The organism is Rhodococcus sp. IC4_135, from assembly GCF_011602025.1.
In the GTDB taxonomy this organism is placed as follows: domain Bacteria; phylum Actinomycetota; class Actinomycetes; order Mycobacteriales; family Mycobacteriaceae; genus Rhodococcus_F; species Rhodococcus_F baikonurensis.
Map to the genome: position 1 here is coordinate 1 of NZ_JAAOLG010000163.1, position 255 is coordinate 255.

The window sequence follows — 255 nt, forward strand, 5'->3', positions numbered from 1 at the left end:
CCCAATTGGCGTAGCCAGGTGAGAATTGCGCAGAGGGTGACGGCGGCTCGGTAGGTGATTGCGAGTTTGTCGTAGCGGGTGGCCAGGGCTCGCCATTGCTTGGCCAGAGCGAAGGATCGCTCGACGACATTTCGGCCTCTGTAGAGGTCAGCGTCGAGTTTTGGAGGTCTGCCACCGCGGCGGCCTCGGCGTTCGCGGGCGGCGATGGTGTCGCTTTTCTCCGGGATGACAACGGCGATACCACGGCTGCGGAGC

At 63.9% G+C, this 255-nt stretch carries 1 protein-coding gene; it reads right to left on the reverse strand.

Annotation, left to right across the window (positions count from 1 at the left end; all coding sequences use genetic code 11):
• A partial coding sequence (locus G8767_RS35460; protein WP_166814325.1) for a transposase occupies positions 1 to 255 on the reverse strand: 255 nt, incomplete at both ends.